Genomic DNA, 22566 nt, shown 5'->3' on the forward strand with positions numbered 1-22566 from the left:
ATGGGGCAACGCCGCGTCGCATTCTTCAGCCTGCCAGCACTGCTGGTGATGGGCGCGCTTGTCGGCGGAGCGCTGTACCTGCTTTTTCCCCGACAGGCGGTGTTTGAAGACGTCAACTATCTGGAGAATCCGGATGGCCTGTCCATCGCGTACCTTGAAGTGCTTCTGCGATCGGATCAGGACAATACCTCACTGCGCATCAACCTGGGCACCATGCTCAGCCGCTCGGGCCAGCTGGACAAGGCCGAGCGGACACTAGCCCCTCTGATGCAGCAGGACCGCATTCCGTCACTGGCCTTTGAAACCTACACCCGCCTCCTGGCCCGCCAGATGTTTGCGGAAACCGGGGAAGCGGCCCGCGAAAAGCGTCGTGAGAAGCTGTTTGATGTCTACCAGCAACTGCCTGACCAGAACTACGACATTGACCGTCGCCTGGCCCTGCTGAAACCGGCCGAAGCCTGGCTGAACGAAGAGCAGTACCTCGCCGTCCTGACCTCGCTTCAGGCCAGCCCCGGCGCGGATTCCCGGCGACTTGCCATCGCGACGGAAGTGGCCCGCCGTCAGGAAGCGGGTGGCAACGTCGCGGGTGCGGCAAACACCTTGCGCCAGGTGGCTCAGGATGTATCTGCCCGCGAACGGGAGCCGATCCTCGACGACCTGATCCGGCTGGAGCTGGCCGCCGGCAATCCAAAGGCAGCGCTGTCACTGTTTGAACAGGAATATACCGATCCACCCATGGACTCCGGCTCTCTGCAACGCGGTATGGATCTGGCCCAGCTGGCCGGCGATCAGCAGCAATACCGTCGCTGGTTGCTCCAACGGGCGCAGCTTGAGCCCACTGACATCGCGACCCAGCGGAAGCTGTTGCGCCTTCAGCTCGGCGAAGGCAACGTTGGGGCGGCCCTGGTGACCGTAAGGCGTCTGCAAGCCGTTGAAGACCAACTGACCCGCGACGATCGCGAACAGATCGCCAGGGTACTGGAGTGGAACGACCGGCCCGAAGAAGCCATGACAGCGTGGCTCGCTCTGTATCGGCAACATGGCTCGGAGGAGTCGCTGCAGCGTTCACGAGCCCTGGCCCGCAGCCTGTTCCGCTGGGACATACTGACCCAAGTGCTGGATCGGGCCGCCGCCAATGGACGCCTTGAGCCAGAGGACTACTCGCTTTTTTCCGATGCGTTGATCTACATCGGGGATTTCCGGGGCGCTCAGCAACGCCTGGCCGAGGGCCTGAACCAATACCCCGAAGCCGACGGCCTCCGCGCTCGCAAACTGACCCTACTGGTCAACAGTCGACGGTACCCGGACGCCATTGCGCTGCTGGAGCGCTCGCCCAATCTTCAGGATGCCGAGCGCCTGCAACTGGCCAACCTGTACTGGCGCATCCGTGAGCCGGACACCGCGCTGTCACTTCTCGATTTCACCCCCGCCGATCCCGGGCTAGCCACAGAAGCTTCCGGAATGCGGATGGATCTGGCCGTGCTGCTCGGCCGCACCGACGTACTGCGGGAAGAATACCAACGCTGGGCCACACAGAACCCCATCCCCGACGACAGCGACACACAGGAACGGCTGCTCAATCTCGCGGTTCTGTTCGGTGAGTTCGAGCACGCCGTGACGCTGAGTGAGGCGCGCTTTCAGACCACCGACAACCCCCGCTACCTGGCCGGCGAAGCGGAATACCACCTGATTCTGCGCAATTACGGGGAACTGCAAGCCACACTCGTGCAGTGGGAGGACAGCGATGCCGAGGCCACGGCAACCCCGCGGTACTGGACACTCAAGGCCGCGGTCAGTCAGCAACGGGGCAACGCCGATGCCGCCATGACCGCCTTTCAGAAGGCCGCACGCCTGGCACCGGAGAGCGAAGAGGTACAGGTCAGTTGGGCCTGGTTCCTGATCAGCCGGCCGGCCATGCTGCCGGATCGCCTGCCGTACCTGCTGCAACGCCTGGCGGAGAGTCCCGGCCCAGGCGCCTACCCGGTACTCGCCTATGGCTACAGTGCCCTCGGGGCCTACCATCGTTCACTGCACTGGTTTCGTGAAGGGCTGGCCCTTTACGGCGACGACAACAACTGGCTGGTATCCATGGCATCCACTCTGGATCAGACCGGTGCCCACGGTACCGCCAGTGATCTTCGCCAGCGCGTGGCTGCACGCATGAGCACCACAGCGACAGATCGCACCAGCCGACTGGAACTGTACCGTGCTGAGCATCTGCATCGTCGGGCCTGGCAGGAGCTCGCCCGCTACCAGAGCGCCGGCGACAGGCTGAACATCGAAGACGCGGAGTATCGCCTGGCGTTCGCCCAGCTGGCGGCCAGTCAGAACAACAGCCTGGCAGCAGAAGCGATACTGCCGCCGGCAGAACGGGACCTGCTCTACCCTGCACCCCCGCCAAGGTTCAGCCACGACAACCGCGCCTTACAGGTGGGCTACCGCCGGCAGAATCTCGGCAATTTCACCGTTGCCGGAAACGAGGTCGCCGGCCAGTTCAGCCATGACCGTTTTCGCTGGCTGTTTGCGGCGAATCGCTACCAGGCCAACGACAGCGGACGTCTGCGTCGACGCCCCCAAAGCGACGGTGAGGGCAGGCTGACGTTCGAAGCCAACAACACCAACCTCCGGCTCTGGCTCATGGCCGGGGCGCTGGACCGGTTCGAGAACACTAGCCCCACGGCGGGCGTGGAACTGGGCGGGGCGGTGACCGACCGGATAGCGCTCGACGCAGGCTATCATGTCAGCGAGCGCACGCCTGACAGTGCGGAAGCCTGGTGGCTGACCACCCGCGACCGGGGCTTTATCAACATCAGCTACCAGCCTTTCTCCCGCCTTGACCTGAGCGCCCGGGCAGAATGGATCGATATCAGCGAACTCAACGGCGAAACTCTGGGCAGCGGCAGCGGACTGAACCTCAACGCCACCTACACGGTATTCCGCAACGATCCGTCCTGGCTGGTCTCCGCCGGCTACCAGCAACAAAGCCTGTCACTCAGTGAGGCCCTGGCACCGGACACCCAGGCAGCGCTGGACGAGCCCTTGACTCCCGAGGGCTTGATTACACCGGATTACGAACGTATCGGCATCAGCGCCCGCTGGAGCCACGGAGCCCCCCATGCGCTGTATCGCAGCTCGCCGTCCCCGCGGTTGTTTGTGGGAATCGGCACCGGTTATGTACTGTCCACCTCAACACCGGATTTCAGCGTTGAAACCGGCCTGGGATGGCGGGTACTGGGCGATGACGAACTGGCTTTGTCCGGACGCTGGTCGTCTGAAAACCTGGATGGCAACGTCCGAACGGATGTGAATCTGACCTACACCCTGTATTTTGGTCATTAAAGGAGACCGCACATGATCAAGCGTCAATTAACACTTTGGCTTGCACTGGCCCTGTTGGCCGGCTGTTCCGTCATCCAGAGCCAGGATGGCGAGCCGGTGCCCGACGACAGCAAGCTCGCTGTGGTGCCGTTGAACAACCTGTCCCAGACCCCCCAGGCGGGCGACCAGGCCGCCAGCGTGCTGTCCGCCATTCTGCGCGCCAACGGCGCGGAACAGGTCCGGCTGTATCTGCCTGACGGCGAAAACCCGCTGGTATACGAAAGCCGGCAACGTCAACGGGAGGCCATCGAGGAAGCGACTCGGGACGGCGCGGACTTCATCCTCACCGGCACGGTTGATGAGTGGCGCTATAAGAGCGGGCTGGACGGCGAACCCGCTGTTGGCGTTACCCTGGAAGTACGCCGCGTGCAAGGCAACCAGCTTGTCTGGTCGGGCACATCGGCGCGCACCGGATGGGGCCGTGAAAGTCTGAGCGTGGCTGGCCACAAGGTGTTGCAGAAACTGGTAGACGCCATGCCTCTCGTTTCCGGGAGCAGGTAAGCCGACCCCATGAACCATTTGTTCGGGAAACAGAATCCGGCACTGACCACCGACGAGGCCGTGCCGCGCTGGATGAAATGGCTGGAAACGCTGGTGGTGACCGGCTTCCTGCTGGCGCTCGGTGCCTGGAATCGCCCCGACGACCCGTTCTACGTGACGGGTGATTTCCCCTGGTCGGTGCTGGCCCCGCTATTGGTGGGCCTGCGTTATGGCTTTTTCATGGCGCTGGTATCGGTACTGCTGATTATTGGCGGGCTTGGCATCCATCTTCGCCAGAGCGGCGGTCCGGCGTTTCCCTTCACCTGGGCCGTGGGCATGATGGCGGTCAGCCTGGTGGCCGGTGAGTTTCGCGATTACTGGGAACGCCGGCTGGAGAAACTCACTGCAAGCAATCGCTACCGGCAGGTGCGGCTCGAGGAGTTTACCCGCAACTTCTACCTTCTCAAGGTGTCCCATGATCGGCTGGAGCAGCAGCTGGCCGGCAGTTCCAGCAGTTTGCGCGAAGCGCTCCGGCGCCTGTACGCGGAAATTGCCCACACCGGCTCGGCCGGACTCAACAAAGAAAGTGCAGGACTGATGCTCCAGCTACTGGTGCGTTACGGCCAGCTTCAAATCGCGGCCATCTATCCGATCTCCGACAACCGGCTTGGCGACTCACCCATGGCCACCGTCGGTGCGTTTCGCCCCGTGCGTGACAATGACCCGCTGCTTGTGCACGCGCTGCAAGAACACACCCTGGTATCGGTGCAGACGGAATACCGCAAACACATGGAGGACCTGAACACCGATCTTCTGGCGGCTATCCCGCTGATCGATTCCGAGGACCGGGTTATCGCGATTTGCCTGATTGAAGCGATGCCGTTTTTCAACTTCCAGCCCAAATCATTGAGGCTGCTGGCTATTCTGGCTGGCCATATGGCAGATATGGTTCAGGAACAACAGGCGATACCCGCCGGCAACACCCAGGAATGGCGGCATTTTCACCTCCAGCTGGCCCGCGCCGGCAAAGATGCGGAAAGGTTCGGCCTGCCAGCCGCCCTCGTCGCGCTGGAGTTCCGGGATCCGCGGCAGGCCAGCACGATTGCCGAGCATATACGCAGAATCCGGCGCGGACTGGACGTGGTCGCGCAAACCGATGACCACCGGGTGCAGCATGTGATCATCCTTATGCCATTGACCGATGAACTGGGTCTCGCCGGCTACCTGCAGCGCCTGAATGACGAGCTGCGGGAAACCCTCGGGGAACAACAGCACCAGCAGCTCATTCCGCCCCGAAGTGTGTTGGTGAAAAGCCGGCAGGCCGCCAGTGACTGGCTCGACGCGGTGCTCCATAAGGATGCCGGACAATGAAAAGCACGGCTCTGGTGATCATCGCAGTGGCGCTGGAAATCGCGGGCATTGCGGGCCTGCTGGCCGGCTTCTCCGTGACAGCGACATTGGCGGGCTACCTGCTGGCCCACGCCCTCGCCTGCGTTGCGCTCAGCCTGGTGATGCTTCCGCTGCTGCCAACGCGATACCGGGGGCAACCCCTGCTGACAGGGCTGTTCCTGTTCTCGTTGCAATTTGCCATCCCGTTCCTCGGAAGCCTTGGGGTAATCGGCGGCATTCTGCTGGCACTGTATCTGCCCCGATCCATGCGGGAGGTACCCTGGCAGGAAATGGACATCCCCGAACTGCCGTTCCAGCCGGTGGATATGGATGCCCAGGTAATCTACAGCGAAGGCGGGCTTCGCCAGGTACTGCGGGAAGCCAATGACCCCAACAAGCGCCTGAAGGCGTTGCTGGCGACGCGGCAAATGGACGACCGCGCCGCCATCGATATCCTCCGGGAAGCCCTGCGGGATCCAACGGACGATGTCCGGTTGCTGGCCTACTCCATGCTGGAGCAAAAAGAGAAAACCCTCGCTGAGCGGGCCAGGAACCTGCAAGGTGCCCTTGAGACCGCCAATGACATGGACAGCATTCCGCTGCGACGGAGACTGGCCCAGGTATGGTGGGAAATGGCGTATCTCGGCCTGGCCCAGGGCAGCCTGCGCCAGTATTACCTGCACAATGCCCGCAAGCTGCTGACGGAACTGACGGCACGCCGCGCCCAGCACAATGACTGGCGCCTCCTGGGCCGTGTGGAGCTCGCTCTGGACAATCTTCAGGCGGCGGAGGGCGCCTTCTCGGCCGCGCTCAACGCCGGTGCGCCACCCGAAATTATCCTCCCTTATCAGGCCGAAGTGGCCTTTTTGCAACGGGACTACCAGCGGGTGCGATATTGCCTGGCCACCTGCCCCCGCAATAAGGTACATCCCGCGAACCGGCAACTGATGGAGGCGTGGTTATGACCCGTCGAGCGCGCCAACCAGAGAAACCACGGGCGGACATCGCCCTGCTACTGGAAGGAACCTACCCTTTCATTCGCGGCGGGGTATCGTCCTGGGTTCATCAGATCATCACCGGCCTGCCGGAGTATACTTTCGCCCTGGTGTTCCTCGGCGGTGATCGCGGGCATTACGGGAAACAGCAATACGAGCTGCCGGCGAACGTCACGCACCTGGAGTGTCACTATCTGATGGACACTCACACCGAAGCACGGCCACGGCCACGGCCACGACAGGGCAACCGGCAGGCGTTCCAGGCACAGAGAGAACTTCATGAGCAGTTCAAGTCCGGCACCCCGGTGCCGGCAAAGGTGCTGCAACAGGTCTTCGCAGACCTGGGACGTGACAACGGCATCAGCCGGGAAGACTTTCTGCACAGCAAGGAAAGCTGGAACATGATCGATGATAGCTACCGGCGTTTCTGTACCGAGCCCTCGTTCGTCGATTATTTCTGGACCATCCGCATTATGCATGCGCCCTTGTTCCAGCTCGCTGAAATTGCCCGGGAGCTACCCCCGGTGCGCATGCTGCATTCGATATCCACCGGCTACGCCGGGCTTCTGGGGGCAATTGCCAGCGAGCAGCGAGGGCTGCCTTACGCGCTCAGTGAACACGGCATTTACACCAAGGAACGGAAAATCGATCTGTCGCAAGCCCAGTGGATCAGCGACCCCTCAGACGAAGTCAGCGGTACATTGAGCGATCAGCTGGGTTACATACGACGCCTATGGATCCGTTTCTTCGAGGCCCTGGGTCGCCTGGCCTATCAGCAGGCCGACCCGATCATCTCCCTGTACCAGGGCAACCGGCAGCGGCAGTTGCAGGATGGTGCGGACGAAAGCCGCACCGATATTATTCCGAACGGCATTGAGCCGGGGCGTTTCAACGCCGCCCGTCTCGCGCGCCCCTATGCGACCCCCAAGGTGCTGGGCCTGGTCGGGCGGGTCGTCCCCATTAAGGACATCAAGACCTTCATTCGCGCCATGCGGTCCGTGTGTGAAGTCATTCCGGAAGCGGAAGGCTGGATCGTCGGTCCTGAAGACGAGGATGCCGAGTACGTCAAAGAGTGCAAGGAACTGGTCAGTAGCCTGGGGCTGGACGGCAAGGTGAAATTCCTGGGCTTCCAGAACATCAACGACATCCTGCCGCGGCTGGGGCTGATGGTGCTGACGTCCATCTCAGAAGCCTTGCCGCTGGTGATTCTCGAGGCTCACGCTGCCGGTCTGCCGTGCCTGGCCACCGATGTGGGCGCCTGTCGCGAGTTAATCGAAGGCAGCAGCGAAGACGACCGCGCGCTCGGCTCCAGTGGCGCCGTGGTACCGATTGCTGACCCGGAAGCCACGGCACGGGAAGCCGTGCGCCTGATCTCCGATCAGGAGTTGTGGCGCAAGGCACAGGCAGCGGGACTGGAGCGGGTAAAACGCTACTATACCCTGGGCAGCATGTTCGACGCCTACCGCAGCATCTACCAACGACACTTGCACCAGCCCGGCGAGGAGCAGCGCTGATGGCGGGTATCGGGTTTGAACTGCGGCGCATTCTGAAACGGGACAGCTTCCTTAACCTGCTGGAAGCTTACGGGCTGGCCGGCATCATCAGCTCCGGCCCCTGGGTCCTGTCGGTACTGGGGGTCATGCTGATCGGCATCATCAGTCTGTCACTGACGGTGGCCGGCAGTGAGGTGGTGCAGTTTCTGGTCTCGGTGACCTACCTGATGGCCATCTCCCTGACGTTGTCGGGGTTGTTCCAGCACGTCTTCACCCGTTGGGTGGCAGACCGGCTCTACAACAACCAGCACACCATCATTTTGCCCAACCTGATGGGGTTGATCTGGGTGTCCACGCTGATGTCGGTGACGCTCGGGATGATTGCCATGATCTGGCTGATGCCGGATACGTCGAAGATGTACCGGTTGCTGATGCTCGCCAACTTTGTGGTGCTGTGCAATCTGTGGCCCGTGACCATCTTCCTGTCCAGCATGAAGTCCTATCGGCGCATCGTGGTGGTGTTCACCCTGGGCTATGCGACGGCGGTGGTGGCCTCCATGGTGCTCGCCCGTTTCGGTCTCGAAGGGCTGCTGACCGGACTGCTACTTGGCCACAGCCTGCTGTTCTTCAGCTTTTTCTATACCATCATCCGGCAGTACCCGGGCGACAGCCTGATCCGTTTCGATTTCAGTGACCGGAAGCAGATCTTTCCAGCGCTGATTCTCACCGGCCTGCTGTTCAATGCTGCAGTCTGGGCCGACAAAGTGATTTTCTGGTTCCACCCGGATACCTCCCAGCCCATCGTTGGTCTGCTGCGGGCATCGGTGATCTATGATCTGCCGATTTTCCTGGCCTACCTGTCGATCATCCCCGGTATGGCGGTGTTTCTCGTGCGTATGGAAACCGACTTTGCCGAAGCCTACGACCACTTCTACAACGCGGTGCGGGAAGGGGACACCCTGGCACGCATCAATCAGTTCCGGGACCGGATGGTGATCGTGGCACGCAACGGCATCTACGAGATCTTCAAGGTGCAGGGTTTGACGGTGATTCTGCTGTTCTTCTGGGCCGAAGAAATCCTGACCGCGATCGGCATCTCCACGCTGTATCTGCCGCTGTTCTACATCGATCTGGTGGGCGTGAGTATCCAGCTGCTGTTACTGGCCATCCAGAACGTGCTGTTTTATCTCGATGCCCGCGGCATCAACGTCACCCTGTGCACGCTGTTCTTTGCCAGCAACATTGTGCTGACGCTGATCACCATTGAGATGGGGGCCTCGTTCTACGGATACGGCTTTGCCGGTGCCACTTTGATCTCTGCGCTGACCGGCCTGTGGCTGCTGTCACGCAAATTCGATCAGCTTGAGTACGAGACCTTCATGCTGCAGGGTCGCTAGCCGGGAGTGCTGCCACAGACGCCGTATCGTCTGTGGCGACATCACGAGCTAGGGCCGTTGGTGACCGCCATGGTCAGCCGTGAAATGCAGGTGGTCTTGCCCGCTTCGTTTTCCAGACGAATCTCCCACACCTGGGTGGCACTGCCGATGTGCAGCGCCGTGGCAGTGCCGTAAACCCAGCCCCCGGTGACTGGCCGGATGTGGTTGGCGTTGATGTCCAGACCCACGGCCACAGTGCTGGGATCTTTCAGGCAGCAATTCGCCGCCATGCTGCCCAGGGTTTCCGCCAGCAGTACCGAGGCGCCACCGTGGAGGATGCCGAACGGCTGAACCGTGCGCTCATCCACCGGCATGCGCCCCTTGACGAAGTCATCCCCCACTTCCAGATACTCGATGCCCATGTGGTGAACCGCCGTGTTCTGGCTGGCTTTCATCATCTGTTCAAGGTTCGGCGTTTGGGTCCAGATTGCCATTGCGCGTCAGTCTCCCGAGTGTGGTCTGTTGTTTGATCGGAACCACCAGTCTATCCAGTTAGGAAGCGAACGACTATTGGAAATTGGTCCGAGCTCAGTCCACTCTCACCAGCTCGTGTTTCTGCCAGCCCAGCCGGCCGGTCTCCACCACCTGGCGGCGGATGCCGGGCACCGGACGGATCATGAACAGGTCGCCATTGCGCCCGACCAGCGAGCGCGGCACACCGCAGGCCCGGGCGATACCGGCATGGGCCTCCATGTGCTCGGCTTCGCCATGCACCGGAATGGCCACGTTTGGCTGCACCCAGCGGTACATGGCTTCGAGCTCCTCCCGGGCCGGATGGCCGGAGGCGTGAATCGGCAGCTCTGCATCCTCGGCGGTAATCACCGTGACACCCATGGCCTTGAGGCGTTCAATCAGCCCCTCGATGGCGTCTTCATTGCCCGGGATGGCACGGGCACTGAAGATCACCGTATCGCCACTTTCCAGCTCGAAATCCCGCAGACTGCCATTGGCCAGACGCCTCAGCGCGGTGCGGGGCTCGCCCTGGCTACCGGTGGCCACCGCCAGCACCTCATGGCGCGGCAGGTAGCCCAGGTGGGCGGCATTAATAAGCTGATCAGCGGTGTCCCATACCCCGGCGGCCTTCGCGGCGCCGCTCATATTGAGTAACGAGCGCCCCAGCAAACCCATGTAGCGCCCGGTTTCCCGGGCAATCATCGCCAGCGTGTGCAGGCGGGCGATGTTGCTGCCGAAACAGGTGACCACCACACGGCCTTCGGCGCCCTGAACGGCCTTGAGTAACCCCTTGTGAAGGGCGGCTTCGGAGACCGAGTGGCCGGCCACGGTGGCGTTGGTGGAGTCACACACCATGGCCGCCACGCCTTCGTCGGCGAGGTCGGTGAAGGTTTTCGGGGAATAGCCGTGGCCCACCAGTGGCCGGTCGTCCAGCTTCCAGTCGCCGCTGTGAAAGATATTGCCCAGGGGGGTGCGGATCATCAGGGCATTGGGGTCGGGAATCGAGTGGGTCAGCGCCAGCCATTGCACATTGAAGGGGCCGATCTGCCGGTGCTCGCCGGTGTCGACCACGATGATCGGCACCCGGTGCAGCATGTCGAACTCCGCGAGCTTGCGGCGGAGAATCTCGGCGGTGAAGCGACTGGTGTAGATGGGGCACTGCAACAGCGGCCACAGATAGGGCACCGCACCAACGTGGTCTTCATGGGCGTGAGTTATGATCAGCCCCGCCAGCTGGTCACGACGGTCGGCGATGAATTCCGGGTCGGCCATCTGCACCGGCGGCTCGCCGGAGTGGTGAACCGTGCCACCGGCGGCGATACGCCCCGGTCGGGGAAAGGTCACGCCGCAATCCACCATCAGCCACTGGCCATCGTGACCGTACAAATTGAGGTTCATACCGATCTCGCCGGTGCCTCCGAGGGGCAGAAACCAGAGGTCGTTGTGGTCCGGAGTCACGTTTGCGCCTGTTTAAGAGAATTCAACGCTGCTTTTCCTGCCATGAAGGACGGGCACAGAATTCGTTGTAGTGGTGATTGCCCCCGAGTATAGCCCTTTCAAGATCTGACCGGGACCGGATTCCGTATTGCTGGTTGAAATTGCCTTCCCAGGCCACAAGGTCTTAGATTTAAGCAGTCAACGAAAGTACGAAGTCCCCTTCATCCATCAATCAATCACAAGGACAGCGTCTATGAAAGTTCTGATGGTTCTGACTTCCCACGATCAAATGGGCGATTCCGGCCACAAGACCGGGTTCTGGCTCGAAGAGTTCACCGCCCCCTACTACGTCTTCAAGGACGCCGGTGCAGAAATCACGCTGGCGTCGCCCAAGGGCGGCCAGCCACCGGTCGATCCCAACAGCGAGGCGGACGATGCGCTGACAGAAACCACCCGCCGTTTCAGCGAAGACGCCCACGCCAAAGAATCCTTGGCCAGCACCAAAAAACTGGCGGATGTGGATATGAACCAGTTCGACGCGATCTTCTACCCCGGTGGGCACGGGCCGATGTGGGATCTGGTGAACGACCAGAAAAGCATTGGACTGATCAAGACCGCCTACGACCAGGGCAAGGTGATCGGCGCAGTGTGCCATGCCCCGGCGGTGTTCAAGAACGTGGAAGTTAAGCCCGGCCAGAACATCGTGGGTGGTCGCCAGGTAACCGGCTTCAGCAACAGCGAAGAGGACGCGGTCGGGCTCTCCGGCATCGTACCGTTCCTGCTGGAGGACATGCTGAAGGCGAACACCGCCACCTACTCCAAAGGTGACGACTGGGCGCCTCACATTGTGGTCGACGGCAAACTGATCACCGGCCAGAACCCGGCGTCGTCCGAGGGTGCGGCCAAGGCGGTGGTGCAGGCACTGCAGGAGGACTGAACCACCAACGCGGCTACTCCCCGGCGTGACTGATCAGTACGCCGGGGGCTCCCACCTCCAGTTGTTCCCGCACCCGTGCTGGAATCGCTGTCTTCGCCATCTGCGAAGGCTGAATCAGCACGTAGGTGATGTCTGCCTCGGCCGCCCTCTGTTCGTCGCCGTGGCGGACGAACTCCAGATGCAGGGTAAACGACGTGTTGCCCAGCCGCCCGGCCCTGATCCGTGCCTCCAGCACATCATCAAAGCGCGCCGGCGCCCGGTAGTTCACCGTCAGGCTGACCACCTGTATGTCCAGATCCTGATCCAGCAGGTTCTGGTAATCCCCGAACAGCGTGCGGATGTACTCGTTCACGGAAATATCCACGAAGTCCGCGTAGCGGGCATTGAAGACCACACTCTGGGCATCGCATTCGCTATAGCGCACGCGGAACCGGAAGCGGAACGGCTGGTCAGTTTGTTCAGTCATGGTTGCTCAATCTGCCGATATGGATGAACCTGAAGCCTACCCCATCGGCCGATCAGTTTCTGCCTGTCCGGCCGTTCAACACCAGATAACAGCCGTAACCGATGACCACGCCCCAGAATGCCGAAGACAGCCCATACAGGGACATGCCCGAGGCGGTGACCACAAAGGTGATCAGTGATGCTTCCCGGTGGCTGGCGTCTTCCAATGCCGCGAACAGGTTGCCGGCAATCGCCCCCAGCAGTGCCAGCCCCGCCAATACCGCCACAAACGCCGCCGGCAGCGAGGTGAACAGGCTAACGATGGTGCCGGCAAACAGCCCGCCCACCAGATAGAACACGCCGTTGAACACGCCGGCCACGTAACGGCGCGACGGGTCCTCATGGGCGTCCTTGCCGGTGCAGATGGCCGCCGTGATCGCCGCCACCACCGTGGTGATACCGCCGAAAAACGCCATCGGCAACGACACCAGGCTGGTCACGCCGATAATCGGCTTGGCCCTGACCCGGTACCCCGCGCCCTGAAGGATAGCCATCCCCGGCAGGAACTGCCCGGTGAGGCTTACCAGTACCAGCGGAATCGCCAGGCTCAGGGTCGACCCCAGGGTCCATTCCGGCTCGATGAATTGCGGCACCGCGATGCTCCAGCGCACGCCAGACAGCGACGCGCCCTCAAGGAACACCGCCAGCACCACGCCGGCTATCAACAACAGCACCAGCGTGTATTTGGGAAACAGACGGCGGAACACCACATAGGACACCAGCATGCCAATGGCCAGGGCCGGCGTGGTTTCGATGGCGGCGAATGCACCGACTCCGAACTGGAACAGGATGCCCGCCATCATGCCGGCGGCAATGCCTTTGGGAATGGCACGCACAAAGGCGTCGAACGTACCCGACACGCCGATGAAAAAGATGATGATTGCGGCGGAGATGTAGGCGCCTATAGCCTCATTCAGCGACAGATCAGGAAACAGCGCCACCAGCAATGCCGTGCCCGGCGCTGACCAGGCGGTGACCACCGGTGCTTTCAACCAGATCGACAGGATGATGCCGGATAGTGCCGCGCCCATGGAGATCGCCCATACCCAGGAGGTCATCATCTCCGTGGAAATACCGGCGCTGGCTCCAGCCTGGAAAAAAATGGCCAACGGGCCCGAATAGGACACCAGAACCGCCAGGAAACCGGCCACAATCGCCGGCAGGGAAAGGTCTTGTAGAAATTTCGACATAAGCGTGAATCCGTTATTGATTTTATGGTCCGGCTTTACGAAAAAGAGCCCCGGGCGCTGTCGCGCCGGGGCTAGAAGGGGTCAGACTGACAGTCTACCCGTGGGTCGCATCAACGCTCCAAAATCTCATTGGCCACTGGGGGCCATACCAACATTCTCTAGCGCCGGCTCCTGTACCGGGTCCAGCCAACGGCGGCCCACCAGCGCAATGGCAACCGTGGCAATGGCCCCCGGCACCGCCAGCGCCAGGAAATTCATCTGGTGCGGCAGCGCCATGGCCAGCAGCGCACCCCCCAGCAACGGCCCGACGATGGCGCCGTTGCGGCCAATGCCGGAGGCCCAGCCCAGCCCGGTGGAGCGGATGCTGGTGGGGTAGTATTGAGCCACGTAGGCGTATAGCAGGATCTGGGACCCAATGGTGGTGGCGCCGGCAATACCCACCAGCGTGTACAGCACCCACATGGGGTTTTCATAACCCAACAGCACCAGCGAACCGGAGCCCAGGATAAAAAACGACACCAGCACCGAGCGCAGCGACAGCCGGTCCGCCAGCCAGCCGCCACCGACCGCTCCAACGATTGCACCAATATTCAGCACCATCAGGAACATCAGGCTGGAACTCAGGGCGTAACCGGCGTTGGACATCAGCTTCGGCAACCAGGAGCCCAGGGCGTAAACCATCAGCAGGCAACAGAAGAACGCGATCCAGAACATCACCGTGCTCATGGCGCGGCCGTCGCGGAACAGCTCCAGCACCGGAGCCTTGCTGTCGGTGGTTGGTGGCACCTGCAGCACATCCTGTTCATTGATGTGTTTGAACGGCGCCACCTGGACCAGAATATCGCGGGCCTCGCCCTCCCGCTTCCGGGCCATCAGGAAGGCCACCGATTCGGGCAGGAATTTCAGCATGAACGGCAGCATCAGCATCGGCACCACCGCCAGATAGAACATGATTTCCCAGCCGAAGTTGGGCACGATCCAGATCCCCAGCCCGGCGGACATCATGCCGCCCACGGCGTAGCCGCTGAACATCAGCGCCACCAGGGTACTGCGCTTACGGGCCGGTGAATATTCGCTCATCAGCGACACCACGTTGGGCATCACACCGCCAATGCCTAGACCGGCAATAAAGCGCAGGATGCCGAACTGCCAGGGGGTGGTGGCGAAGCCGTTGATCACCGTGGTGACACTGAAGAGCACCACGCAGCCAATAATCACCTTTTTCCGGCCCACCCGGTCCGACAGCATGCCAAAGCCCATGGCCCCGAACATCATCCCGAATAGCGCACTGCTGCCCAGAAGGCCAGCCACGTAGGGGCTCAGCTGCCACTGATCCATCAGGATCGGCAGTACCACGCCGTAGATCACCAGATCGTAGCCATCGAAGATGATGATCAGAGTGCACCAAAAGAGCACCTTCCAGTGAAACTTGTTGAATGCGGCGTTATCGATAACGTCGTTTACGTCGATGTTTCTCATAATCTCTCACTTCCGCGTTTGTTGTTGTGCGGAGTTGATGGGATTGATTAACCGAGATCGCCGCCTGCCACGGGCAGGACAGTGCCGGTCATGTAAGAAGACGCATCCGATGCGAGGAACAGGATCGGTTCGGCCTGTTCATCGAGAGTTCCGTATCGGTTCATGAAGCTGTTTTCCGTGGTCTGGTCGATCAGCGTCTGATACCAGGCCTTTTCCTGCTCGCTCTGCTCGGTGGCATTGCGGGGAGTCAGGCGCGGCGGCGCTTCGGTGCCACCGGGCGCTGCGGCATTCACGCGGATATTGTGGGGCGCGTACTCATAGGCCATGTTCACGGTCATAGCATTCACGCCGCCCTTGGCCGCGCCGTAGGGCACGCGCATCAGGCCCCGGGTCGCCACCGACGACACGTTCACGATCACCCCGCCCTTCTGCTCCAGCATGTAGGGCAGCACGGCGCGACAACACCACAGGGTGGTAAACAGCGAGCGCTGGATTTCCTTTTCGATCTGCTCCGGCGTGTAGTGCTCGAACGGCTGCGCCCAGATCGTGCCACCCACGTTGTTGATCAGGATGTCGATACGGCCGAACTGCTTTTGCGCCTCGGCCATAATCATCTCGGCACCGGCCCAGGTTTCCAGGTTGGCCTGAACCGCAGCAGCGTCTGCACCCTGGTCGCGCAGTTCCGCGGCAACACCCTGCACGTAATCCGCGATATCCACCAGCAGCAGCCGCGCGCCTTCGGCGGCCGCCAGTTCGGCGACACGCTTGCCAATGCCCTGGGCGGCGCCGGTGATCACCATCACCTTGTCGGTGAAACGGGCTTTCATGCCACCTTCTCCTTCGCCGCCGGCACGCTCGGGGTGAACTTCTCATAGTGGAACGAATTCGGCTCGATGCCCTTCTCGCGGAAGAAGCCCAGTACGGAATCCACCATCGGCGGCGGCCCACACAGGTAGACATCCACATCGCCCTCATTCAGGGGCGCTTCGTCCATGTGCTGGGTAACATAGCCCTTGCGCGGATGGTCGCTCTCCTCACCGGACACGACGGTGACATAGCTGAAGTTATCCAGCGCCTCGGCAAAACGATCCAGGATGTCCAGGCACACCAGGTCGTCGTCGTTGCTGACGCCGTACACCAGATGGGTCGGCAGGTCACAACCGTTGGCCTTCATGTGTTCCAGCTTTGCCAGCATTGGCGCCAGACCGGTGCCACCGGCCAGCATCAGTACCGGACGCTCGATCGGGCGCAGGTAGAAGCTGCCCATGGGGCCAGTCAGGGTGACCCTGTCGCCGGTGCGGGCCTTACCCACCAGCCAGGAACTCATCAGCCCGCCCGGCACGTTGCGGATCAGGAAGCTGAGGTCGCGGCTACCGGGCCTGGAACTGAACGAGTAGGCGCGGGACTGGTCGGTGCCCGGCACCTGAATGTTCACGTACTGGCCCGGCAGAAAGCCGATATCGGCGTCCGCGGTGATCTTCAGCTCGATCGACGTGGGCGAAATCAGGTTGACCTCGGCCACGGTGCCGGTGACTTCGGCACTGCCGGTCTTACACAGGGTGGAAGCGACCGGCACTTCCACCACGCAATCGCTGGAGGGCACCATCTGGCAGGTCAGCACCATGCCCTGTTCCGCTTCCTCGTCAGACAGCGCTTCGTCAATGTATTCCTCCCCCATGTCGAACTCGCCCTGGTGGCAGGCACCCTTGCAGGTGCCGCACACGCCATCGGAGCAGTCCATGGGCAGATTGATCTGCGCACGGTAGGCGGCGTCGAGTACCGTTTCGCCTTCGTTGCAGGACACGAAACGGGTAACCCCGTCTTCGAAGTTCAGCGCGATGTTGTAACTCATGATGATGCTCTCCCCATCAATTACAGGTGGTAAACGTCCAACACCTGATTGATGCAATCGTTGTTCAGAACCAGCTTCTTCTCGCGGATCAGCGGCTCCCCGCCGCTGATGTCCAGGGTGTAGAACGAGGTTCCGAAGAATTCGGCCGTTTGCTTGTAGCGGTAAGCCTTGGTCAGCCAGTTGAACCGCAGTTTCACTTCGTTTTCATCCTGGGACAGGATCTCCAGGTTGCTGGTGAAGTGGGTGGTGCGCGGCTCCGGCATGGAACTGGCGCCGGAACGCTCGGTCTTGATGCGGTAGACGCGATCTTCCAGGCCGTCCTTGTTGGGGTAATAGATCAGCGAGATCTCGCTTTGCGGATCTTCGGTCAGCTCATCGTCGTCGTCCCACGCCGGCATCCAGTAGGTGACGTCCTCGTGGTAGCAGGCCAGCCAGTTGTCCCACTCGCGGTCGTCCAGAAAACGGGCCTCGCGGATGATGAATTGCTCGATGTCGTGATAGCTCAGGCTCATGCCGACGCCTCCTCTGAAGTCACTGGAATGAAACGGGCACGCTCGGCCTCGATGGCGCGGGTCATTTCCACCTGCCAATGCTTGTGGTGATTCACGTACAGGCCTTCGTCGTCGGGCCGCGCGCCACTCATGGTGGGCTTCATGTCGATCTGGCTGGCGTGCTCATCCGGGCCATCAATCCAGTGCACCGCGCCGCGGCTCATGTCGTTCCAGCGCATGTCCCGGGCTTCGTAGCCGTTCTGGCAGGCACGGAACTCTTCCAGGTCGTCCGGGGTACCCATGCCGGTCACGTTGAAGAAATCCTCGTACTGACGGATACGCTTGGTGCGCAGTTCCGCCGGTTCGTTCTTGGGCCCGAAGGCGTAGATGGTCACTTCGGTCTTGTTGACGTCGATGGGCCGGGTTACCCGGATCTGAGTGGAGAACTGGTCCATCAGGTACACGTTCGGGTACAGGCACAGGTTCTTGGTGGTGCGCACGATGGAGTCAGCCCGCGCCTCGCCGTAGGTCTTTTCCAGGCGCTCCAGCTGACTGAAGATCGGCCGCACTTCCGGGTTCAGCAGGCGGGTCCACAGCATCATGTGGCCGTTCTCGAAGGAGTAGAAACCGCCTTCGGCCGACCAGCTCTTGGCGTCGACCGCCTCGGTGCCACCCTTGTCGTAGTTACGCTGGCCCATGGTGGACAGGTAGTTCCAGTGCACGGTGCCGACGTGGTAGCCGTCCGCGCCGTTCTCGGCGGTCAGCTTCCAGTTGCCTTCGTAGGTGTAGGTCGAGCTGCCCCGCAGGATTTCCAGCCCGTCCTCGGACTGATCCACGATGTTGTCGATGATCTTGGTGGTTTCACCCAAATGCTCCTCGAGAGGAACCACATCGGCGTTGAGGCTGCCAAACAGGAAACCACGGTAGTTACCAAACTTCGGCATCTGCTTCAGGTCGTGGGAGCCGTCGGTGTTGAACTGCTCCGGGTAACCACCCTTCTTCTGGTCTTTCGCCTTCAGCAGCTGGCCGTCGTTACGGAACGTCCAGCCGTGGAACGGGCAGGTGAAGGAAGTCTTGTTGCCCCGCTTCTTGCGACACAGGGTGGCGCCACGGTGGGAGCAGGTGTTGAGGATGGCTTTCAGTTCGCCATCCTTGGTGCGGGTAATGATCACCGGCTGGCGACCCACGGTCACCGTGAAGTAATCGCCCGGCTCCGGAATCTGGCTTTCATGGGCCAGGTACACCCAGTTGCCTTCGAAAATGTACTTCATTTCCAGATCGAACAGTTCGCGATCCGTAAAAATGCTCCGGTCACACTGGAAACGACCGGTTTCCGGGTCATCGACCACCGCGTTGCGGACCTTGTCGGCGAGTTTTTCGAGTTTGCTGGTCATGTCGTTCACTCCGTCTTGTTCTTGGGTGGCGCTTACGCAGCGTCGGTTTCCAGGGCGCGGCGGCGGGCGTGGCGCTCCTGAAGCTCAGGCTTGTCGGTGGCTACCAGGGCCACATTGAACTCGACCTCGGTGATCGGGCCGGTAACGCCGTGCCGGGCGCCGTCCTCGGATTGCGTCACTTGCTTCGCTTCCACCACCAGCTCTTCACGGGTGGCAAAGGCGAAGTCGCTGTAGGTGTACTCGTCGCCAGCGATGTTTATCTGGGTAGTGAGGTGTTTGTAGCCCGGCTTGGACACAAAGTAATGAATGTGCGCCGGACGCTGACCGTGGCGGCCCAGGTGGTTCAGCAACTGCTGGGTGGAGCCTTCAGGCGGGCAGCCGTAACCGGACGGCATGATGCTCTGGGCGGCGTAGCGGCCCTCGGCATCGGTCTTGATGCGGCGGCGCAGGTTGTACTCGCTCTGGGACTGGTCGAAGTAGGAGTAGGCGCCCTTGGTGTCGGCGTGCCAGATGTCCACAACGGCGTTGGCCAGCGGCGCGCCGTTCTCATCGGTGATCCGGCCCTTGATCAGAATCACCTCGGCCTCCTTGTCGGAGCCGTCGTCCATGCGGGCAAAGCCCTCGGCGATGGGAGCACCAGCCACGTAAAGCGGGCCTTCGATGGTGCGAGGCGTACCGCCAGTCAGACCAGCCTGCTCGTCTTCGGCGTCCTGGCGGATATCCAGGTAACGGTCCATGCCCAGGCCCGGCGCCAGCAGGGCGGCTTCACCGTTGGCACCCAGTTCGCCGACGTAGTAAACGGCGCTCCAGAACTCCTCCGGCGTGACATCAAAGTCTTCCACGAGCTGGAAAATGTCGTGCATCACGCGGTGAACAATCTTCTTTACCCGCTCATTTCCGCCTTGCTGATCAAAGCCGGCGACTTTTTCCAGCAGCTCTTTCACCTCGGCAGTTTGCATGGTCTTAATGGTCATTGTCGGTCTCCTCGGTCTCTTGTTGTTGTTGCTCAAGACATCCCATCAATTGGCAACATCATCTTTGCCGCCCCCGGTTCAGTGGCGGGGCCGGTCTCGGGTTAACGGGTCCTGCTCAGCGATCGTCCTCATGAATGGAGGACGGGTGGCGGCACAGGGGCGCAACGGTGATGTCCATATAGGGGAACAGCGGAAGGTTGCTGATCAGGTCCTGCAGTTCGGCGTTGTCCTCAACGTCGAAAATGCTGACGTTCGCGTAGCTGCCTGCCACGCGCCACAGATGGCGCCATTTGCCCTGCTGCTGCAGGTCCTGGGCGTAGGCCTTTTCCCGCGCCTTGATGTCCGCGGCAACGTCGGCGGGCATGTCGTGGGGGATGTTCACCTTCATCTCGACTTTGAACAGCATGTGCTTTCCTCCGGTTACTGATCTTTGCGGTACTCTGGCTGCGGCGCGCTATGGCTTGCGCCGGTAATAGGCCAGCTTGTCTTCATCCAGCGCGATCCCCAGGCCCGGGCCCTTCGGCAAATCAACGCCGTTGTTATGGAACCGCAGCGGCGTCGCCACGATGTCGTCTTTCATCAACAGCGGGCCGAACATTTCCGTGCCCCAGTGCAGGGTTTCCAGGGTGGACCAGGCGTGCAGGGACGCGGCGGTGCCGATGGTGCCCTCCAACAGCGTGCCCCCATACAGGCCGATGCCTGCGGCATGAGCCACGGTGGCCTGCTCCAGGGCGCGGGCCGGGCCACCGGCCTTGGCAATCTTCATCGCCACGGCACCGGCAAATCCGGCGGCCGCCAGGGCAAACATGTCCTTGGCGTCGGCCACGGCCTCGTCGGCCAGTATCGGGATGTTGAACTTCTCGGACAGCCGCACCAGCGCGCCAAGGTCCTTCATGGGGGTAGGCTGCTCCACCAGATCGATGCCCGCCGCCTGCAATTCGGCCATACCTTTGGTCGCGGTGGTTTCATCCCAGGCCTGGTTCACATCCACCCGCACACTGGCCCGGTCACCCACCGCTTCCTTAATAGCCGCAACGTGGCGTACGTCGTCCATCACCGCGCGGGCGCCGATCTTCAGCTTGAAGTCACAGTGACGCTTCTGCGCGATCAGGCTATGGGCCTCATCAATGTCTTTGGCGGTATCGCCGCTGGCCAGGGTCCAGAGCACCGGCAGGTGCTGATGCAATGCGCCGCCCAGAAGCTCTGACACCGGGCGGTTCAGGCGCTTGCCCTGCAGGTCCAGCAGTGCGGTTTCGATCGCAGACTTGGCCAGGTTGTTTCCGCGGGTCGCACGGTTTAGCCTTACCCTGAGGGTATTGATAGCGTCAGCAGGCTGATCGATCAGCAGTGGCCTGAAATAGGTGTCAATGGTAAGTTTCACGCTTTCGGGGCTTTCCGGGCCGTAGGCGAGACCGCCGATGGTGGTCGCTTCGCCCAGGCCTTCAAGTCCATCAGAGTCCTTCATTCGCACAATCACCATGGTCTGAACCCCCATGGTTGTCATGGACAGCTTGTGCGGCCGAATGGTCGGAATGTCGACCAGGATGGCTTCGATGGCTTGAATGGTGGCGGACATGTACGCTCCGAATCGCAGGTTGAAAAGGCTGTGATTCGAACAGTACGAAGTTTCACGGGTATGAACCAATATTGATTAGGTACTAACCGATACCCTGGAGGTATGGATGGAGCTGCGACACTTGCGCTACTTCGTGGCGGTGGCCGAGGAACTGAACCTCACCCGGGCGGCGGAAAAACTATTCATCGCCCAGCCACCGCTGACCCGGGCCATCAAACAGCTGGAAGAAGAAATGGGGGTGGAGCTGTTCATCCGCAAACCCCGGGGCCTGGTACTGACCACCGGCGGCGAGTACTTTCTGGAACAGGCACGGCAGATACTCGACAAGGTCGCAGCCACGGTGAACGATACCCGCCGCATTGCCCAGCACCGCAAGACGGTGTTCTCCATTGGCTTCGTGCCCTCGGTGTTCTACGGCCAGCTGCCGCTGATGGTGCGGCGCCTGCGGCGCAACAAGAACCTTGAGATCATCCTGCACGAACTGAAAACCCGGGAGCAGGTCGATGCTCTGAAAGCCGGCAAGATCGATATCGGCTTTGGTCGGGTACGGATCGATGACCCCGACGTGGAGCAGGAACTGCTGTTCGATGAGCCGATGATCGCCGCCGTCCCCGCCGGCCACCCGCTGACCCGCCATCCGCCGTCAATGAAAGAACTGGCGGAGTGGCCAATGATCACCTTCCCGACCGGGCCGGGCCCCAATTTCGCCGACCTGACCCAGGGCCTGTTCCATCGCCGCGGCCTGCGCATCAACGTGATGCAGCAGGTCAACGACGTGCAGACCGCGCTGTCGCTGGTTGCTTCCGACATGGGGTTTACCCTGGTACCCGACCAGGTTCGCAAACTTCAGCGCGAAGGGGTGGACTACATGCCCCTGGAGGACGACAACATTACCGTGCCGGTGATTGCCTCGCGGCGGAAGGGCGAGAACCCCAATGCGGTGATGCGCCTGGCCAAGACCATTCTGGATGAACTGGTGGAGAACCGGTTGACGGGGCGGTATCCGTGAGAGGTTTGTCGGATTACGAGCCTAGCGGCTCTAATCCGACCTACGGGGGAACATGCAACCTGTAGGTCGGATTAGCGAAGCGTAATCCGACACCGAGGG

20 protein-coding genes are annotated in these 22566 nt (G+C 61.5%); 8 read left to right on the top strand and 12 right to left on the bottom strand.

Features of this window, described 5'->3' with window-relative positions; genetic code table 11:
- Genes DYI22_RS14565 through pelG form a run of 6 tightly spaced genes read left to right on the top strand, consistent with a single transcriptional unit; the run spans position 1 to position 9132 of the window.
- On the top strand, positions 1–3339 hold the full coding sequence (locus DYI22_RS14565; protein WP_213478807.1) for a tetratricopeptide repeat protein: 3339 nt from the start codon (positions 1–3) through the stop codon (positions 3337–3339).
- Positions 3340–3351: 12 nt separating this feature from the next.
- On the top strand, positions 3352–3879 hold the full coding sequence (locus DYI22_RS14570; RefSeq protein ID WP_213478808.1) for a hypothetical protein: 528 nt from the start codon (positions 3352–3354) through the stop codon (positions 3877–3879).
- A 9-nt stretch (positions 3880–3888) separates the two neighbouring features.
- The gene (locus tag DYI22_RS14575) at positions 3889–5229 is read left to right on the top strand and encodes a PelD GGDEF domain-containing protein (RefSeq protein WP_213478809.1); all 1341 of its coding nucleotides are present in this window, start codon (positions 3889–3891) and stop codon (positions 5227–5229) included.
- The gene (locus DYI22_RS14580) at positions 5226–6212 is read left to right on the top strand and encodes a HEAT repeat domain-containing protein (RefSeq protein WP_213478810.1); all 987 of its coding nucleotides are present in this window, start codon (positions 5226–5228) and stop codon (positions 6210–6212) included. The genes DYI22_RS14575 and DYI22_RS14580 overlap by 4 nt, the downstream gene beginning before the upstream one ends.
- Positions 6209–7756, top strand: a complete 1548-nt coding sequence (pelF, locus tag DYI22_RS14585) for a GT4 family glycosyltransferase PelF (protein ID WP_213478811.1) — start codon at positions 6209–6211, stop codon at positions 7754–7756. Before DYI22_RS14580 ends, pelF begins: the two co-directional genes overlap by 4 nt.
- The gene (gene pelG / locus DYI22_RS14590; RefSeq protein WP_213478812.1) at positions 7756–9132 is read left to right on the top strand and encodes an exopolysaccharide Pel transporter PelG; all 1377 of its coding nucleotides are present in this window, start codon (positions 7756–7758) and stop codon (positions 9130–9132) included. Before pelF ends, pelG begins: the two co-directional genes overlap by 1 nt.
- 41 nt (positions 9133–9173) lie before the next feature.
- Here pelG and DYI22_RS14595 read toward each other — a convergent pair whose 3' ends face one another.
- On the bottom strand, positions 9174–9605 hold the full coding sequence (locus DYI22_RS14595) for a hotdog fold thioesterase (protein ID WP_213478813.1): 432 nt from the start codon (positions 9603–9605) through the stop codon (positions 9174–9176).
- A 94-nt stretch (positions 9606–9699) separates the two neighbouring features.
- Complete coding sequence (locus DYI22_RS14600; RefSeq protein WP_213478814.1) at positions 9700–11082, bottom strand: ribonuclease J; 1383 nt, start codon at positions 11080–11082, stop codon at positions 9700–9702.
- A 232-nt stretch (positions 11083–11314) separates the two neighbouring features.
- Here DYI22_RS14600 and DYI22_RS14605 point away from each other — a divergent pair, with 232 nt between their 5' ends.
- On the top strand, positions 11315–11998 hold the full coding sequence (locus DYI22_RS14605) for a type 1 glutamine amidotransferase domain-containing protein (protein WP_213478815.1): 684 nt from the start codon (positions 11315–11317) through the stop codon (positions 11996–11998).
- A 13-nt stretch (positions 11999–12011) separates the two neighbouring features.
- Here the strand turns inward: DYI22_RS14605 and DYI22_RS14610 are convergent, their stop codons facing one another.
- The 10 genes from DYI22_RS14610 to DYI22_RS14655 all read right to left on the bottom strand — a co-directional run bounded on the left by DYI22_RS14610 (position 12012) and on the right by DYI22_RS14655 (position 21458).
- Entirely contained in the window at positions 12012–12464 is a 453-nt protein-coding gene (locus DYI22_RS14610; protein ID WP_213478816.1) for an acyl-CoA thioesterase, read from the bottom strand.
- 52 nt (positions 12465–12516) lie between these two features.
- On the bottom strand, positions 12517–13692 hold the full coding sequence (locus DYI22_RS14615; RefSeq protein ID WP_213478817.1) for a benzoate/H(+) symporter BenE family transporter: 1176 nt from the start codon (positions 13690–13692) through the stop codon (positions 12517–12519).
- A gap of 126 nt (positions 13693–13818) precedes the next feature.
- Positions 13819–15171, bottom strand: coding sequence for an MFS transporter (locus DYI22_RS14620; RefSeq protein ID WP_213478818.1), 1353 nt, complete (start codon positions 15169–15171; stop codon positions 13819–13821).
- 47 nt (positions 15172–15218) lie between these two features.
- The gene (benD, locus tag DYI22_RS14625) at positions 15219–15998 is read right to left on the bottom strand and encodes a benzoate diol dehydrogenase BenD (protein WP_213478819.1); all 780 of its coding nucleotides are present in this window, start codon (positions 15996–15998) and stop codon (positions 15219–15221) included.
- Positions 15995–17023 carry a benzoate 1,2-dioxygenase electron transfer component BenC gene (gene benC / locus DYI22_RS14630; RefSeq protein WP_213478820.1) on the bottom strand — a complete coding sequence of 343 codons (1029 nt, stop codon included), beginning with the start codon at positions 17021–17023 and terminating at the stop codon, positions 15995–15997. The genes benD and benC overlap by 4 nt, the downstream gene beginning before the upstream one ends.
- A gap of 20 nt (positions 17024–17043) precedes the next feature.
- Complete coding sequence (benB, locus tag DYI22_RS14635; RefSeq protein WP_213478821.1) at positions 17044–17535, bottom strand: benzoate 1,2-dioxygenase small subunit; 492 nt, start codon at positions 17533–17535, stop codon at positions 17044–17046.
- Positions 17532–18908 (bottom strand): Rieske 2Fe-2S domain-containing protein, encoded by a 1377-nt coding sequence (locus DYI22_RS14640; RefSeq protein ID WP_213478822.1) that lies wholly within the window; start codon positions 18906–18908, stop codon positions 17532–17534. The genes benB and DYI22_RS14640 overlap by 4 nt, the downstream gene beginning before the upstream one ends.
- A 32-nt stretch (positions 18909–18940) precedes the next feature.
- Positions 18941–19882 (bottom strand): catechol 1,2-dioxygenase, encoded by a 942-nt coding sequence (gene catA, locus DYI22_RS14645; protein WP_213478823.1) that lies wholly within the window; start codon positions 19880–19882, stop codon positions 18941–18943.
- Positions 19883–19997: 115 nt separating this feature from the next.
- A complete protein-coding gene (catC, locus tag DYI22_RS14650; RefSeq protein ID WP_213478824.1) occupies positions 19998–20288 on the bottom strand; it encodes a muconolactone Delta-isomerase in 291 nt (96 codons plus the stop codon).
- Between the two features lie 48 nt (positions 20289–20336).
- Positions 20337–21458, bottom strand: a complete 1122-nt coding sequence (locus tag DYI22_RS14655) for a muconate/chloromuconate family cycloisomerase (protein ID WP_213478825.1) — start codon at positions 21456–21458, stop codon at positions 20337–20339.
- A gap of 106 nt (positions 21459–21564) precedes the next feature.
- Here DYI22_RS14655 and DYI22_RS14660 point away from each other — a divergent pair, with 106 nt between their 5' ends.
- On the top strand, positions 21565–22467 hold the full coding sequence (locus tag DYI22_RS14660; protein ID WP_213478826.1) for a LysR family transcriptional regulator: 903 nt from the start codon (positions 21565–21567) through the stop codon (positions 22465–22467).
- Positions 22468–22566: the final 99 nt, after the last annotated feature.

The sequence above is a fragment of the Marinobacter lipolyticus genome, from assembly GCF_018424605.1.
Lineage (GTDB): Bacteria > Pseudomonadota > Gammaproteobacteria > Pseudomonadales > Oleiphilaceae > Marinobacter > Marinobacter lipolyticus_B.